The organism is Lacrimispora sp. BS-2 (assembly GCF_040207125.1).
Lineage (GTDB): Bacteria > Bacillota > Clostridia > Lachnospirales > Lachnospiraceae > Lacrimispora.
Window position 1 is genome coordinate 1,746,067 of sequence record NZ_CP157940.1, and the last position, 16,900, is coordinate 1,762,966.

Annotated in this window: 17 protein-coding genes; all 17 read right to left on the bottom strand. The window is 39.1% G+C overall.

What is annotated here, in order from left to right; translation table 11 throughout:
• Window positions 1-157 precede the first annotated feature (157 nt).
• Complete coding sequence (locus ABFV83_RS08260) at window positions 158-1,102, bottom strand: HNH endonuclease (RefSeq protein WP_092564498.1); 945 nt, start codon at window positions 1,100-1,102, stop codon at window positions 158-160.
• A 156-nt stretch (window positions 1,103-1,258) separates the two neighbouring features.
• Entirely contained in the window at window positions 1,259-1,717 is a 459-nt protein-coding gene (locus tag ABFV83_RS08265) for a very short patch repair endonuclease (RefSeq protein ID WP_349948407.1), read from the bottom strand.
• Between the two features lie 4 nt (window positions 1,718-1,721).
• The gene (locus ABFV83_RS08270) at window positions 1,722-2,504 is read right to left on the bottom strand and encodes an HNH endonuclease (protein WP_349948408.1); all 783 of its coding nucleotides are present in this window, start codon (window positions 2,502-2,504) and stop codon (window positions 1,722-1,724) included.
• A gap of 28 nt (window positions 2,505-2,532) precedes the next feature.
• On the bottom strand, window positions 2,533-3,522 hold the full coding sequence (locus ABFV83_RS08275; protein WP_349948409.1) for a DUF6339 family protein: 990 nt from the start codon (window positions 3,520-3,522) through the stop codon (window positions 2,533-2,535).
• Window positions 3,523-3,541: 19 nt separating this feature from the next.
• On the bottom strand, window positions 3,542-4,408 hold the full coding sequence (locus ABFV83_RS08280; protein WP_349948410.1) for a hypothetical protein: 867 nt from the start codon (window positions 4,406-4,408) through the stop codon (window positions 3,542-3,544).
• Entirely contained in the window at window positions 4,398-6,455 is a 2,058-nt protein-coding gene (locus tag ABFV83_RS08285; protein ID WP_349948411.1) for a hypothetical protein, read from the bottom strand. Before ABFV83_RS08285 ends, ABFV83_RS08280 begins: the two co-directional genes overlap by 11 nt.
• Window positions 6,445-6,693 carry a hypothetical protein gene (locus tag ABFV83_RS08290; protein ID WP_349948412.1) on the bottom strand — a complete coding sequence of 83 codons (249 nt, stop codon included), beginning with the start codon at window positions 6,691-6,693 and terminating at the stop codon, window positions 6,445-6,447. Before ABFV83_RS08290 ends, ABFV83_RS08285 begins: the two co-directional genes overlap by 11 nt.
• 237 nt (window positions 6,694-6,930) lie before the next feature.
• The gene (locus ABFV83_RS08295) at window positions 6,931-8,493 is read right to left on the bottom strand and encodes a DNA cytosine methyltransferase (RefSeq protein WP_349948413.1); all 1,563 of its coding nucleotides are present in this window, start codon (window positions 8,491-8,493) and stop codon (window positions 6,931-6,933) included.
• A 2-nt stretch (window positions 8,494-8,495) separates the two neighbouring features.
• Window positions 8,496-8,852 (bottom strand): helix-turn-helix transcriptional regulator, encoded by a 357-nt coding sequence (locus ABFV83_RS08300; RefSeq protein WP_349948414.1) that lies wholly within the window; start codon window positions 8,850-8,852, stop codon window positions 8,496-8,498.
• A gap of 124 nt (window positions 8,853-8,976) precedes the next feature.
• Window positions 8,977-10,329: a recombinase family protein gene (locus ABFV83_RS08305; protein WP_349948893.1), complete on the bottom strand. Its 1,353-nt coding sequence runs from the start codon at window positions 10,327-10,329 to the stop codon at window positions 8,977-8,979.
• Window positions 10,247-11,527 carry a recombinase family protein gene (locus tag ABFV83_RS08310; protein ID WP_349948415.1) on the bottom strand — a complete coding sequence of 427 codons (1,281 nt, stop codon included), beginning with the start codon at window positions 11,525-11,527 and terminating at the stop codon, window positions 10,247-10,249. Before ABFV83_RS08310 ends, ABFV83_RS08305 begins: the two co-directional genes overlap by 83 nt.
• Complete coding sequence (locus tag ABFV83_RS08315) at window positions 11,524-11,934, bottom strand: recombinase family protein (RefSeq protein WP_349948416.1); 411 nt, start codon at window positions 11,932-11,934, stop codon at window positions 11,524-11,526. The genes ABFV83_RS08310 and ABFV83_RS08315 overlap by 4 nt, the downstream gene beginning before the upstream one ends.
• Window positions 11,935-12,056: 122 nt before the next feature.
• Window positions 12,057-12,824: an N-acetylmuramoyl-L-alanine amidase gene (locus ABFV83_RS08320; protein WP_349948417.1), complete on the bottom strand. Its 768-nt coding sequence runs from the start codon at window positions 12,822-12,824 to the stop codon at window positions 12,057-12,059.
• The gene (locus ABFV83_RS08325; RefSeq protein ID WP_349948418.1) at window positions 12,811-13,224 is read right to left on the bottom strand and encodes a phage holin family protein; all 414 of its coding nucleotides are present in this window, start codon (window positions 13,222-13,224) and stop codon (window positions 12,811-12,813) included. The genes ABFV83_RS08320 and ABFV83_RS08325 overlap by 14 nt, the downstream gene beginning before the upstream one ends.
• Window positions 13,225-13,301: 77 nt before the next feature.
• The gene (locus tag ABFV83_RS08330; RefSeq protein ID WP_349948419.1) at window positions 13,302-14,693 is read right to left on the bottom strand and encodes a hypothetical protein; all 1,392 of its coding nucleotides are present in this window, start codon (window positions 14,691-14,693) and stop codon (window positions 13,302-13,304) included.
• A gap of 10 nt (window positions 14,694-14,703) precedes the next feature.
• Window positions 14,704-16,521, bottom strand: coding sequence for a hypothetical protein (locus ABFV83_RS08335; protein ID WP_349948420.1), 1,818 nt, complete (start codon window positions 16,519-16,521; stop codon window positions 14,704-14,706).
• Between the two features lie 15 nt (window positions 16,522-16,536).
• The gene (locus ABFV83_RS08340) at window positions 16,537-16,899 is read right to left on the bottom strand and encodes a hypothetical protein (RefSeq protein ID WP_349948421.1); all 363 of its coding nucleotides are present in this window, start codon (window positions 16,897-16,899) and stop codon (window positions 16,537-16,539) included.
• Window position 16,900: the final 1 nt, after the last annotated feature.

Consider the following 16,900-nt stretch of genomic DNA (forward strand, 5'->3'; position numbering starts at 1 on the left):
GATGTGTGAATTATTCTGTTTCTTATACTCACTTCACTTTTTTCCACTCTTGAACTCTCTTATTTATACTCTAATATCAATAATATCTATTAATTTTTCATCCCTATTCAAAGTTGGTCACCATTATATATTTATTATCTATTATCTGAAACACATTTTACTGTTTATCATCCAATATATCAAACCAATTTTGATATATGTCACTAGTTCTCACACCTGTACTTTTACTTAAATTACATTTATCACATAACAATTGCAAATTTGACACATCATTTATGCCCCCTTGTTCTAAAGAAACGATATGATCATAATGCAGCCCCCGTTCCTCCATCACACTATATACTGAAGTCAAATCTCTCCTACAAAAAGTACACTTGCCTCTATCTCGATGAAACACTGCCCTCTCTACCCATTTAGGAGTATATACATGGGAGTATTCATTGTCATGAGTACGAGCTATATACTCATTAAACTTTAATAAAAACTCTCTGTTCAGAAATAATATATAAAACATCTCATGAGCGATCTTCTCCATTACAGCTTCATACCAACCCGTTAATTTTAATTCTCCCAAATATTCATATAAAATATCTTCTATCAGCTCTTCATCGCTATCCAATAACCACTCAGTAAATTGGGGTTCATGGTCAAAGTAAAACTTGAGTGCTTTATCTATTTGAAGAGTATATTCAGCCCCTTCTGACCATATAGCTCTAATAATATTCTGCTTTTTAAACTGTTCGTGTTTTTTTAACAAACCATGATATTTTTTATTTTCACCTTCCAAATCAAAAAAATTATGCAGATCATCTATATCCGAATTATCACATATATTTTCATTTCTTTGACTATTTAATTTTTCAATTTGTTGATTCAAGCTCTTTATGTCATCAAACATATCCTCTTCCATAATATTGCCAGCTGCCCATTGACAAAAAAGAATCAGTATTGATTCTTTTTTGTAATTTTCCGGTATAGATTCTATATACAAATGAGAAAACTCCGATAAATTCACTAGAAACTCTTCCGTCTGATATTGAATTATATTACTGACAACATTACAATAATAATATACATTAAAATATTTCATCTCAATATTCATAAATTATCCACCACCATAAAATAATTTAATTTCTCTTCCCCAGCACAGTAACCATAAACACATTTCACTCCAACCAACCGCCAAAGCACACCAACATACTCCCTTTAGCTTAACCGCTGGAGCCCTTTGATTAAATCAATTATCTTAATTATCATCTTAATCCTCTCCATCTTTTGTGATAATATCCTCACCTATTTTATTACAGAAAATATGCTCTTCTATCGTTTTGATGCATCCATTAAGATCCTTTTTTATATCTTTTCCCCAGAACCGCAAGACAGACCAGCCTAAATTACGGAGCTGCTTATTCACTTCTTCGTCACGCTCCATGTTTCTGGAAATTTTCCTAAGCCAATAATCACTATTATTACTTTTTTGGAGACGGACTTTCATTTCCTCCCAGTCTTTTCCGTGAAAAAACTCTCCATCACAGAATATGGCTATTTTATATTTTGTAAAAACAATATCGGGATGACCTGGAAGCTTTTTATAATTTTTTCTGTAACGATATCCTCTTGCCCATAAAGCCTTCCTTAGAATCATCTCGATTGCCGTATCTTTAGCTTTTATACGTTTCATATTCTTTTGTCGTTGCTGAGGAGTGAGATTATCCACATTATCACCTCTGGAATATCATATCATTATGGTATTCAATAAAATCTTTTGCTGGTAAGAATTTATCTGGAAGACATATCTGCCTGTGGTTATAACTCATAAACCATCCTCTGGTTTTCTCATCCATCTCAGCATGTATTACAGCATTGGAGACCAAAATCCGAAAATCCTGTGTAATTGTAATCAGCCCTCGATCAAAAGCTTTATCATGTAAAGAATTCAAGCAAATCCCGTTTCGTGGATTTGTCCGTTCTGTCTGTTCATCACTCACTTTCCACGGTTTTATGTGGCTCGCAATAAGCAAATCTGATTTAGACAATCCCGTCACGCAACATCGGCTACCATAAGAATTCAGAACTGTTATTCTAAAGAAATACTGTCCAATTCTTGTTTTCATCAACTGTTCTCTATATACTCCAGGCGGAATATTATCTATATCCCCCATATCTATGATCTCATGAATTTCAAGGTTCTGCATATTCGCTTTGATTAACTGAGCCCGATATGTCAATTCCGTCCAATTGCTGGAAAACTCGGAATATACTTGGGCATCCATTTTGCTTCCATGTGCCATAGCCGTTACATTCCGTTGCTGTAATTTCGTATCAAAATGTGCTAGGTTATGCATCTTTAAACCTACAGAACCTGGGGTTCTGCCCAAAAGCTCTGCAAGCTCAATTATATCTATATTAGATTGACTGATTTTTCCAAACGGTGTACGACAGTACAGATCAAATGCCAGTATTGTTTCATCTCTGCTCCATTTAACTCCATTTCTATTTTTCATATGTAACACCTATCCACCGTTCTGCTCTCTATTTTATCTCAGTAACCTGCCAAATATCCTTGCTAATCTTGAATTTAGCTCCTATAAAAAGACCTTCAAGTTTAGGCTTTGTCTGTAGCTTGTTTTTATCAACCGCAATAGGCATTACTCGCTGTGTCTTCAGATTCATGACAACAATTTTACTATTTCTCTTAACAACCTTCCTGTTTATAGAGTTTATATCTTTTCCAGAATTATCATCGTTCTTTTCTCTAAATTCCATTTCAAGTACCACATTATCTAGTGTAGACTTTGCCAAGTCATATGCCAATTCTTTAGACAACGAATCCAATACGATTACCCCACCAGCTTGATTCAAATTCAGAAAATATTGTCTGATAACATTACGTTTGAGGTCTCCATGTTCTTTCAAAACTTTTAGAGCAGCTAAGAGCAGTTCTTTATTCCTAGCCAATGATCTCTCTGTTGAAACAGCAAAAATATCCTGTTTACTCAAAAAATACTCTGTCAGTTCATAAGGATTGTTTACATTGCTCTCATCATAAGTTAAATAGGCACTCCAGTATAAACGTGCAATCCCCTGCCGGACAAATGCTTTACCCTTTGAAGCCTCATAAAAATATCTTGTTCCAATGCGAGAAACTATTTTATCTTTCCCAGCATCATTTTCGTCATCTTCAAATGCTACATCAATCCCCCACCTCTCCCTCATATAGTCCCAATAAACGTTGTGTGCTAAGAATGCCCACAATCTTAGATCACTTGCCTGCACTGGATTAAGTCTCCCCTTGAAAGCTTCATAAATCCTTATGGCATTTTCACAATCTGTTTTAGAATCTCCTATAAGAAGTTCAACATCAGGAATCATCATACCAGTATTAAATGAATAATTACTAAGTCCTTTTTCTTCAAAATAACTGTCAATCCACTTATCTTTTGAATTGTATAGAAAAACATTGTTGGGTATATCAGACTTAAGCATATCAAGTGCATTATCTTTCATAAAATTAATAATCATACGTACCTCCTGCTTGCTACTATTGTTTTGCGGCCTTGCTTAACAACTCTAGTGACTGAGCCGAGTTATCATTTAGTAGGAGTTGAGCCGTTCCTATTGGGTCGTTAAGTAATTTTTTATACTTATTATCCTCCCCATTTGCAGCCTTTGCAATCAACACCTTTAACGTCTTATACCAAGCATATCGTGATAAATATCCATTTTCACCATGCAACTCATCACGGCATACCTCTGAAATAGCCTGAACAATTGTCGGAACTACATATATTGCATTCAATAATGGTATTTTCCAAGGTTCGTACTCCCCAATAAGATTATACTGTTCATACTGCTTTTTGGGTAAGTGAATCTGTATAGTTGCATATTCCCATTCACAAAACATTACTGAACAATTTTCATCATTTATAAAATGTACAATCGGGTCACCTTTTTTAATAATATCATTCTTATATATTGCATCAAATTTCTGCCTTTCGCCTATGGCCACGGCTTCTCCCTTATTGATGCTAAACGATATTCCTTCAAAATCTTCAGAAAAATCTTCATTAGAAAAGTCCAAAATATTCGTTAATGCAATTATACAAGGGCATAAATCTACTCGTTCATGTACTGTACTAGACGGAATAAAAATATTCTGTCTATTGTCTCTGCTTATTTCCAATTTTCGATACCAGGTGGAAATGCATTGTATTTGTAATGCATAAGCTAAAATCCCTTGTTCCAGCAACTCACTAATTCTGCTATTCGTCACTTCATAACCAATAGATAAATCAAATCCATCATTTCGATTCGTTTTCTTAATATCTGCTTTAAAAATTCCTGACTTATAGTCAATTGCCTGATTACGCAAAATTGGATATGGATAATTCATCGCACTATTCAGCATAAGCAGTCACCTCCAATGGACATCGCTTTACATTATGTAACTCTATGATAAGAATCACTTTTTCACCTTTATCTATATGAGGAATTTTTATAAAATCCTTCTCCAGTTTTAATGCCACCCCTTTATTTACGGCTGACTTAACCTTAGCATTTCTCTTATCCTCATCATCTGAACCAATTCTGAGACGTATGTAGACCTCGTCTGCTGCTTTTAAAGGTATGAAAGAAACTCTAAATGTGTTATTTCTACTATCATAAGGCGTTTTAACCCCTGATATCGAAATACCATGCAATATCGCTTTACCTGCATTTTTAACTTTTTTCTGTTCTTTCTTACCTAGCATACTTACAGGTCCATCTGGATCCGGCAAAGGATCCGGTGAAGGGTCTGTTCCCGGGAATGGACCTGGATAAGGTCCCGGATAAGGCGGGTGTGGTAGTTTTGGTTCTTGTGGTTGTCTTCCACCTGATAGTTCTTCCTCTCCCTCCCCAGGCACAACAATATCAATTGGCTTATTGGCTCCTGTTTTTTTAGGAACAACTGCTATATCTGATACTTTTGGGACGTTATTTCTTATTCCGACAGGAACTATATCAACTGGCATTGGTTCAAAAAATGCATATGCACTTTCCTCCTGATCTTCTGTTCCATCACTTTCTTGGTTTGGAAGCAAATCACTTAAACCAAAAGCACCCGTTTCCTCACTAACAATTTCCGGCATTTCTTCTTTAATTTTATTTAAAATCCATGCATGAATTGCCTTTAATATTTTATCGGCTTCTTCTCGATTATCTTCATATTCATCTTTGCTCCATGCGTCATGTGCTTGGTTTTCGCATTTTCTCAAAAAGCTATTTATATTATCTGTTGGTTCATCAGATTCGCTACATTCCCCTGTCGCAATAAAAATACCGCGAAAATATGCACCTATTCTAAATGCTGTATCTTCCTGTATTTTCATTCCTGCTTTTCTCATTTGAAGTATACGCTTTTCAGAGAAATCCGGATCTACCCGCAAATATAGCTCCACACTACCTTTGTTCTTAAATATCTCATTAAAATGTTTTGTCATGCCTGATGTATCATTCAAGATATTCCAATAAATAGAAGCGCTAAACTCAATTTCATTTTCTTTACAATATGTCTCATAAATTGATATCATCTCTGACAAGTTTTCTTTATTGATATCAATTCGTTTATCACCATCAATAATGGATACTTCCAGATTCCCCTTAAAAATTGTATAAAAGAAGAATTCAAGAACACTAACAGCTATCTGCTGCATCCAATCCTCATCTTCCTGAAAGCCTAACACAAACAAATCGGTTCCATGTTCTGTCCGACGAAATATATCTGGAACGGCTTGAGTGTCATAAATAGCTTTACAATCTTCTTCCTCTACCAATCCGAACAACCCTACATTTTGTTTTAACTTTTCATCTTCATCCTTAAACGTGGTCAAAATTGTCTTTCCTTGTAACGCTACTTCCTCATTCTTATTATATGTAGAATAAATAATCGTTCTCAGTGATGAAAAATTGAAGGGAGCAAACTTACCCACACCAAATGAACCACTTTGTCCATTTCCTTTATTTGTTGCACTGATTTCCCTAACTAATCCAGTCCAGTTACTGCCTTTTTCCTGTTTTGCACCGATGAGTCCAATTGTATTGTAATCACTTATTTTCAAAACCGGAATCAAGTCACCTTTATCAAGCAGTTCTTCTGACGCTTTTTTTAAAAGAGCCATTTTCTTACCATCATCGCCTTCGTGATAATAATCATAGCATCTCTTAATGACTTCTGACAACCTATCTGCACCAGGAACTTCTCTTTTTGAAATCTGTATTACTTCAAAACAAGCACGTGCAGGTCCCTCTATATTACTATCTTTTGCATCTATTACATTTTGAAGAATTTCCTTGGCTAGCCCAATATAACGTTGTTTCTTAAAAATGCCAATACCAGCATTATTTACACCAACCTTATCTCCAGTACCTAATGGACTAAAGCACCATTTATATCTTTCGTTCCATTCATCGCCCATACCCCTTCTCCTCCAACGTAAACTTACTACCATTCTGGTTATCTTGCTTATTGTATCTTTTTTTTGCTTCATCCAATTCAGTCTGAATTGTATTAAATATCTTAGCAACATCCTTTTGCGAATAATCGTAGAGGCTCTGATTAGAACAATTCCCTAACAATTGAATCATATTGATAATTTTGTTTGTCCTAGCTTCAGCTATTCTCACAAATTTTTCACGTTTAGACTCTTCTTTCATTTGATACCTCCGGCGATTCTATGAATTTTATATTATGATTATAATATATCCCAAACGTTATGTATATGTCAATTATTTTCATATTATTTTTAAAATAAATATATTCATTCTGTTTTTATTAAACAGTATATGTCAAGCATAAAATTAAAATATATTTATAATTTTCATTTTAAATTATTCATTTTAAAATTATTTCAAAAATAATAGGCGTAGGTTATCATTTCCCTACGCCTTATTTTACAAATATTTTAATAATTCTTCTGCAATTCCTTTTGCCATCAAAATAGGTACAGCATTTCCAACCTGTTGATATTGAGAATCTTTTGTCCCTTTAAATATAAAACTATCTGGAAAGGATTGCAGTCTCGCTGCTTCCCTTACACTGATTGCCCTATTAAGTGTTGGATGAATCCACATAGATTTTCTCACATTAATAACTGTTCCACTTGGCTTCGAACTATCAAGTTTCAGGTATATACTGTTTTGTGTCCTTGCTGGGTCAGCGTAATTATCTTTCATATCATCAGACAGCTTATGGAAGTTTTCTCCCTCATTTAGAGCCTCAAATCTTTTCTTGGCCTTTTCTCTCGTTTTTGGCACAATGTGATTATTGACACCCGTAGAATCCTGTCTCATTAATACCGCATATTCCGATAAATTTTCCTGCCCGATGTAAGGTATTTCATTAATTTCTTCTACATCATCTGTTACATTATATACCGCTAAATCCATAATTGCCTGTCCTACGTTTACAATTGGCAAATGCCTGTCTTTTGGCATCTCTATCTTCTCAGCCTTCAACTCATCAGATTTTACTCCCAGTACTATGTACCTCTTTCTCTCCTGGGGAACACCAAACCAAAGAGAATTTATCTCACCACTATTAATTACATAATCATCTCCAAGAATTTTGTTTATATAATCAATAACCGCATATGATTTAACAGATGCAGTTATCGCCCCTGTATTTGGATTCCTTTGAAATTTATATATGATTTCATTATCTATTAATTCATCTCTAAGTCGAAAGCTTTTCTGAAATTTAATAAATAAGCCCAGTTCTTCAAAATATTGGTGTAATTCTGGTAAGTGAATATATTTTGCAGTATTTATCAGAATATCAAATTCAAATAAATCTTCCTGTAAACATTGTTCTATTTTCCTTACTATTGTCTGCCCGTTCTTTTTAATGTATTTTGGAAGTCTATCTTCATTGCTTCTATTTTTATATAAAACATTCAGTAATTGAAATAATTCATCATTAATTCTATATTTATCCTCATTACCATTATCAAAAATATCCATCAGATTAACTTCATCATAATCTCCTTCAGATATTACCAAGTCGTCATCTCTCTTTTTTATTCCAAGTGCTTCAATAACTTCATGGTCACAATATGAATCATAAAAACGATGTGTGTCAGATGAAAGCATACTGACGTTTTCCATAACAAAGGCTCTAGGTTCTATTTCCTTTATTGCTCTAAAATATTCTTTTACCAGTGAATTGTTCATACTAATGATATGATTTTTTTGTCTGTTTGCATTAGAGAATCCTTGGCATGGCGGGCCCCCAATAACTACATCTATCTCTCCACTTTTCTCTGCTAGATCCTTAAAATTGTATCCTCGCACATCAGGAATCATAATAATATTCCCGCGTCCCTTATGATTTTCTACATATGTTTTACTTGCATTCTTGTTATTTTCTGCTGCTGCAACTATTAGGAATTGATTAGTTAACTCAAATCCGTAGCTCAAGCCACCTGCTCCAGCAAATAAGTCTACTGTTTTTAACATAATTATTCCATTTCCTCCGCGTATACCTTAATTTTTCTTAACGAAGTCTCTCCCATTTTTTTTTGAGCCAAGACCTCCAGCAGACTATAGGCCTCTTTATGACAGGCAATATAGTCTGCTATATACGGCGGCAACTTCCCTCTTGCATTAGATGCTTGTATAAGCAAATCCTTATACTCATCTTCAGTTAAGTTCATACAGCCCGCTATTTTCTTTAAATCTTCATCTGAAAACGGTCCATTTTTATTTGTTTCGACACCACTTATTAACATCGGCGTCTTTCCAATTGCACCAGCAAGCTGTTTCTGTGTGATTTTCTTGGATCTTCTCAATTCTCTAAAGTATGTTCCAAAGCTCATGTTTTCACCCTTTTTAAGTAAATAAATTTACTTATTTAGTATATCATGTTCTAATAAAAAATCAAGAAAAACTTGAGCATAGTATTTTGAAATTTCCGTCCAGCCGGCTCATATTTTTACCCTTTTAATTTTTCCACTCAATTTCCGTCCCCTCCAGAAACACTGCCACAATCATCCCACTCTCATACACCTTGACATGATCCACCGTCTGGAGCATTAAAGCAATATCCATCTCCTGCAAGGGCTGCGCCTCCTTCGTAATCTCCATAAAGTCCATCGCCCGAAACTTTGCCAGCATGTCAGCCCCCTGCATCTTCCCCTCCCATTCCGGTGCAAGCATCTCTCTGCACTCTAACAGCCGGTTCCATGCCATCAGGTAAATCTCAATCAAGGTATCCTCTTCTACATGCCTATTTGCACAACCCATAACGCCCTTCACCTTATACCGTTCACTACACTGCCAAATTTTCCTCGTTTCCCCGGCATTGCTCCGCCACCCTTTCCGGGTAAATACCTTATTACACTCCCCACAGACAACCTTTGAGGCAAACGGATTCTTCTCCGTATTATTGGAATAGGATTTGGTACCATGCTCCTCCAGATACCGTTTCCGCCGCTCAATCTCCAACTGCACACATTCCCATATCCGCGGCTCAATAATCGCTTCATGGTCATCTTCAATGTAAAACTTCTGTATTTCTCCCTGATTCATCGCCCGTTTCTTAGTAAGGAAATCAACAGTGTAACTCTTCTGTAGTACAGCATCACCTTTATACTTTTCATTTTCTAGCATACTCTGTAGGGTTGTCACTTGCCATTTTGTACTTCCATCCCAGTTAACAACACCTTCCTGCTCAAATATCCGTTTAATATAATCAACCGTTTTCCCGCTTAAAAACTCCGAATACAATCGCTTCACAACCTGTGCCTGCTTCCGGTTAATAACCAGTTTGCCCTCCTCATCCGTGTCATAACCAAGGAACCGTTTGGTACTCATCTTATGCTTCCCTTTTTCAAACCGCCTGCGTATTCCCCAGGTAGAGTTTTCAGAGATAGACCGACTCTCATCCTGTGCCAGTGAAGAAAGGATAGTGAGCAGTACTTCCCCTTTGGTATCCAAGGTATTTATATTTTCCTTTTCAAAAATGATACCAATACCTAATTCTTTCAGCTCCCTCACATAGTTCAGGCAGTCCAGCGTATTCCTTGCAAACCGTGAAATAGACTTTGTAATAATCATGTCAATCTTTCCCGTCCGGCAGTCTGCTATCATACGTTTAAACTTATCCCTCTTTTTGGTATTGGTTGCTGAAATACCCTCATCCGCATAAGTACCTGCATACTCATAAAGGGGATTCTCATTAATAAATGTAGTGTAATAATTTACCTGGTTCTCATAACTTAATAACTGTTCTTCTTGGGCGGTTGATACCCTGCAATAAGCCGCTACCCGTAACTTCCGCACACTCTGGCTCATACTTTCGTCCGTTGATGAAATCTGCCTTGCAGGTATAACTGTAATGTTTCTTGCCATGTACATTCACCTCCTCTACCACCGTTGGTTCTGTAATGTTCCGCTTTATGACCTCTGTATCATCTACCCGCACTCCCCGGCAAGCTTGTTTTCCCTCTTTAATATAAGTGCTGCACAGCCACTGAATCTTTCCTTTATATACCATTCTGCGCCGGAGATTCTTTCCGCAATATGGGCAAATCAGCATTCCGCTCAGCGGATATCGGTTCTGGTACTTCTCAGTACCGTCAGCAGCAATATTACTATTTTTCTTCCGGCGTTCCCTTTCCGCCTGTACCCGGTTCCATTTCTCCTCACTCACGATAGCCGGGTGGTTATCTGTGATGTAGTAACTCTGCACTTCACCACGATTTAATCTTGACTGGTTCCGCTTATTCTCCGGCGTGAAGTATTTCTGCAGGTGATAGTCCCCTTTGTACTTTTCATTGGTCAGCACCCCATTTACCGTGCCTTCATTCCATTCCACATCGGTCACGGTCTTTACCCCAAGAAAATTCATTAGGCTTTTCAGTCTGGAATTTCCCAATCCCAACAAGGTCATGTCATAAAGAAAATCCACTACGAATGCCTCTTTCTGGTTAATTGCCAGTCCACCATACTCATCCTTGTCATACCCAAGGAACCGCTTGGTATTAATCATGATTTCTCCCTGCTCAAACTTCTTTTTAATGGTCCACTTGTTGTTCTCGCTTATGCTCCGGCTCTCTTCCTGTGCAAAAGAAGCAAGGACGGCAAGCATCATCTCGCCGTCCCCGGAAAGGGTGTTGATATTCTGTTCTTCAAAAAAAATACCGACACCCAGTTCTTTCAGCTCTCTTGCAACTTTCAGAACGGTGACGGTATTTCTCGCAAATCTCGATATTGACTTTGTTATGATTAAATTGATTTCCCCTGCCCTTGCTTTTTTCAGCATTTTCTGGAACTGTGGACGGCTCTCGCAGTAGCCGGAGATTCCCTGGTCGGCATAGACTCCGGCAAACTCATACTCTGGATTAGAATTAATCAGGCGCTCATAGGTATCTGTCTGATTTTCCAGCGAGTCCTCTTGCCTTCTGCTGTCTGAAGACACCCTGGCATAAGCACAGACACGCTTTTTCTTTTGTTCCACTTGGAAAACAGGTTCCAGTATCCGGATTTTCATGGGCAATCACTTCCTTCAAAATAATCCCGGGCAAACTGTTGAATCCGTTTATATATGGGTTCAGCTTCTTCTGGTCCACGGATGCAGATAACCTCTACACTGTTTTCCTTACATGCTTCCATAAATTCCATGAACTGTTTCCAATCCCTTGCTATGGTGTCTGCCTTCATGGTCACTACCACATCCCACTTACCAGCCCGAATCTCCGACTTTAACTGGAGAAACTTTTTCCGATTCGGATTTGTACCAGACTCTATTTCAAAGAACAATGTCATTTTCCAGTTCCCTGCTCCGTATCTTCCATCAAGGCTCTTCTGAATTTCCTCCAAAAACTGTGTGTAATCATGGTTGCTATGGTTCATCCTACAGTAGAATGCTGCTTTTTTAACTTTACCTGAAACTACCATAATAATAAGAACTCCTTTCATTTTTTGGTAGTCTATTAATCACTCTTAACCGCTATAAAGTCAAGCAATTCAGCGGTTTCCACCGCCTTTTCTTCTGTTCTATATTCTGGGCTTGCTGGCATCTAAATACGGGCAGCATAATCCAAGGATATCCACCCATTCCTGTTCTTCTGATAGGACTTCAACAGCCCCCATTTTGCGGCTCCCTGACCCGCAGATTCCTCTACGATGGTAAAGACGCCGATTCCTATAAAACCCGGCTGTTTTCCGTAATTTGTTCCGGGTCCTTTGCGGATATGCAAATTCGGAATTGACACTTTCACCTTATAGGAGTTAGAAGACAGACTTCCTATGAACTGTTCATAGTCCTTTACATAGGAAGAGTTACCTTCATTATCACCAGAACCACAGCTTTGAATCTGCAGCTTGAACTCCTCCCACATGTCCTTAGCCCGGATTTGTGACGGACAGTTCTTGGCACACACATCATAATGCTGTAATACCCGGTCAGCCGGAATTCCGGTTTCTTTCATCAACAGGCGAACAAATGCCACTGTGTTTGCAAACGCCTTATTAAAGTCATACCCGGCCTGTACACACATTTCCACACCGATACTATTCTTGTTGTTCACAGTTCCAAACAGCCGCCCGCCATAATTTACCCCTACGTGCCAACATCCACAATCATTGGAAGCTGCCTGGTACACCGTGTTACCATCATCCGTATAATAATGAACGGAGGTGCTTAAGTTCCCATTAAACTGTGCTTTGGCATGAGCCAGGGCATCTGCTCCGGCACGGAAGTTGTCCGTATTGTGGATTACGATATACTGTGGATCATTTACGCTGTAAGTGTTATTAGATGTCACATAACTCCTATTTACCTTCATGGTCTTCATTCTCCTTCAACTGCTCCAGGACATCCTTCATCTTCTTTGGAATGGGAAGTCCAATCAAAGCGGCATTTTCCAGAATGGAAATCCCCTCATTGGACAGATAGAAGAAAATCACGGTTGTCCGCAGAACACTCCCATTCTGAATCACATGAGTGTCAATGATGTGTGCCACCGCCACCAGTGAAAAAATCACCACCTTCTTAAAAATCCCACGGAAACCAATCTGACTGGAAAGTTCTTTATTCGAAATTCCAACCATCACTCCTGTCATATAATCTACTACTACAAAAACAATCAGTGCATATAGAAAGCCGTCAAAACCTCCCATTACTGATCCAAGTGCGCCGCCCATGGCGGCAAAAACATACTGCATCGTGTTTGCAACATCCTTCATCGTATTGCCCTCCTTTTATTTTCCTGCACAAAAAAAACAGCCCGAAAGCTGTCCAGCTACTGTGATATAGAATTTCCTCATTCTTGCGTCAGTGTATATGTTATCTTCATGGTCTTATCTACTGTCTTCACCACTGCCGAAGACAGGTTATTAATAGATGCCAGATAAGGTGTCAGCAGGTACATTGTCCGGTATTCGGAACCATAGCTTCCACCCCAGCTCAAAAGGAAATTTTTATACTGAAACAATGGTGTTGCCGCATCATTCAGTCTTTCGCTCCCTTGGGTTGGGATAATCTTATCATCAATCGTAATTTGGAAATCCCCTCCGATAATCAAATCACCAATCAGGGTCATATAAACCTCACAGTTTCCTTTGTCACAAAGCGGTTTCCATTTGGAGACAAATCCCAGATTGATTAATGTTACATCCGAAGAATTCGCCGTATTAATTTTATATACCCCTTCTTTATTATTTGCCATAACATACAGATATCCCTTCCGTACACAGCATTTTAAAACCCGCTCCGGATAAGAACCGCTCTCATCCCGGTTTCCCACATCTATGAGCATTGCATTGGAAAGTACCCATTCCCCCTCCGTTATGGAATAATCGGTCTTTGAGATTTTTACCCACAACATTGTAGCACTGCCGGAGGAATTTCCTTCATTGGAAAATCCGTACCAATAGCCATTCGCACCATCCAAAAATTCTCCATAGAGTGTATACTTTCCCAAAAAGCGAAAGGTGGTGGTCTGGATTACTTGATCATCCAATACCGTACAGGTCGTATCATCCAGTTTCTCATTTAATCCGATACTGAAAATGGGAACACGTACTTTACGAATCCGTACAGCGGTATCCTGATAAGTAATAGAGCAAAGCAAATCATTTTCATAATCCACTTCCACCGCCTCAAACAGCACCAACTGCTTTTCATTGGACAAACTGCCGATATCTACACTCTTTAGCTTCAAAAAGGTGGTGCTGTCATCTATCAGGCTCCCATAAGCATTTGTTCCGCCTTGTGCACTGGTTAGTGCTGCCGCCGCTATGGTTCCATTCCCCTGGCTTGGAGTGAATTCCCATACGAACTTGTAGCCATTTTCCAATACCTTACTCTCTGTAAGATTCAAACTTCCTCTCGCCAAATTTGCCGTTGAATTCACGTTGTTAGAAGCATAAGCTACAGGCAGGTTATCCGATGAAGAATAGATATTATCTTTCTTCTCGTCCAGTGCTTTGGAGAAAAGCAGGATTCCTCCAATCATATTCGGGCAGATGGGAAGTAACCCTTTGTTCCACTCAATCCCGTCAATACTGGCTGCCACCTCATAAAAAACTCCCAGTGGATTCAAACCAAAGATGTGATTCACGGCATTGGTAATCATGTTTTCCTCTGCCACTGTTTCCACTTCCCCGGTATTTATATCCATAAGTTCCAATGTCATCGTTCCTTTTAACTTCATTACAACCTCCTTAACTGGTATCCACTGGTAGACCAAATGCACCAATGGAAATCCTGCTCATACTGTCAGCCATCTGACTCTGCATCAGTTCCATAGTCTCTATTCCGATGGACTCTGTAAAATCTTTGACCATAAACCCTGCTCCAAACCGGAATGAAGAAATGGTTTCATCTATCGTAATCTTTCCGTCCCAAGCCAAAGCTGCTGCCATGCCCTGTCCGCTGATTGAAGCAATGCAGCCACCCGTTTCTATAGTTCCGCTTCCGCCTTCCATTCTCAGATACACATTGAACGTATTTGTGAAGTTCGGAATCAGATTTTCGATTGGATAATACAACGGCAGTACATGCTTTCCGCTGCCCCAGTTCTCTACCGGATAATGAGCTAGAATTTCTTCATCGTTGAATTCGTACTTCACAAATGCCACAGCTTTCTCGTCTGCTGAAAACGTGACCGGCAGTTCTACATGTACGGATATATCTTGAGTGGTTTCCATTCCATCTTCCCCCTGTACTGGAATGGGAACCAAAATGGTTCCTGCTGCCGTTCCGATATGCTCCTTGATATCCGCTATTACATCTACCAGAACTATAGCAAAAAACTGCACATGGGTTTCCTCTGCCGCCGCAAACTCAATACTGATAATCTTCACACTTGTATCATTCATCGTATACTTAGAAGCATTGGTAAAGGTATGAATTCCTATCTTCCCCGCTACAATCTGGTTCAGCAGTCCGGAAATGTTCTTGTCATTCTTAGACTTTGCCTGCGCCAGTCTTGGGTTCTTCCCTGCGCATTTCAGGGAGTGTTTTCCGTTGATTTTTACCTGATATCCGGTGACGCAGGCTAACTGATTTTCATCTGCATGACCGCCTGAGAACACCAGCACATCTCCCAAATCCAGTGCCGGATTGCCGATGGTATCTGAATCAAAAGGTACATAGCGGATAATAGACAGATCTGTAAGTATATTTTCCAGCAGTGTCTTTCTTGTTTCAACCAATCCAAACTGCAAAAGCGGATTCACGCCAAGGTTCATAGTTAAACCATCGTCCGACTCCAATGCGTAATACTCGGAAATCTGCGTCTTGATATTGGTGGAACTAACGGCGGTATACCGGGTAATAAAATCAGAGAAGCTGCTGGAAAACCGTTGCCTGTCAGAAACCGTCATCACGGGCTGATTCCCATACTTACGAAGCTCCAGCTTTCCTTCCCGGTTAATGCAGAAGAACCCGCCAAGCACCTGTCCCACATAGAACAGCACATCCCGGTATGTTTCAATGTCATTCTCCGTATAAACCGACAGCAGCTCTGATCCATTGGGCATGGCTTCTATCTCTGCCTGGGTGTGTACCAGTTCCACGTTACATGCTTTACAGCACAAAGCCAGAAACGCATAGGCATTCCCTGCCGTTTCAAATCCATTAAAGCTTTTCTCAAACCGGAGCATGTAATCATATGCCTTGATTTCCAAACAGCGTATGGTGCGGTTTGCCTCACTGATTTCAAAGATTCCCATAGGGACTTCCTCGTACACACCATCGGTCACTTCCAGGCGAAAATTCATTCTTATTTCCGCCCCTTCCAAAGTATAGCGGTCAATCCCGGAAAGCAACGTGATTCCCAGTTCTGCGGCATATACCGTTCCAATTTCTATCTCTGTACTTCCACAGCATTGACTGGTAATATACCCGGAACCTTTGACAATGTCCTCACTGCTAAAGGTATATTCCATTCCTGCTTTTGTGGTAATTTTCCCAGTCCAGCAGAACTTCCGGGTGTTCTCCTGCACCGCTTGTAAAAAGGCTTTGCTTACCGGATACATGAAACACCACCTTCCTTAGAATTCCCGCAGTGTAAAGGACACCGTCCATAAGCCTTTGTAGGAAGTGTCTTTCACCAGGCTTGCTTTATAGCCCTCTATATACATCTCTGTTTGACGGATATCCAGTGTTTCTGTATCAAAATACTCCACGATTATCTTGGACTTCCTGCGAAATTCCGCCATGGCCTTTACCCACTTGGGACTTAAGGAAAAGGAAACCGGAATGGTTACCACCCCGCTCCTCACCACATCCCTTTGCGTGGTTCCGGCTTCCGTTTCCCCTCCGGTATCCGCCTCCACATCAGACAGTTCCACTTCATAGGAATCCGGCATGGGAAGCGGTACACTGTCAAAGGCCAGATATTGAATGAATGCCATA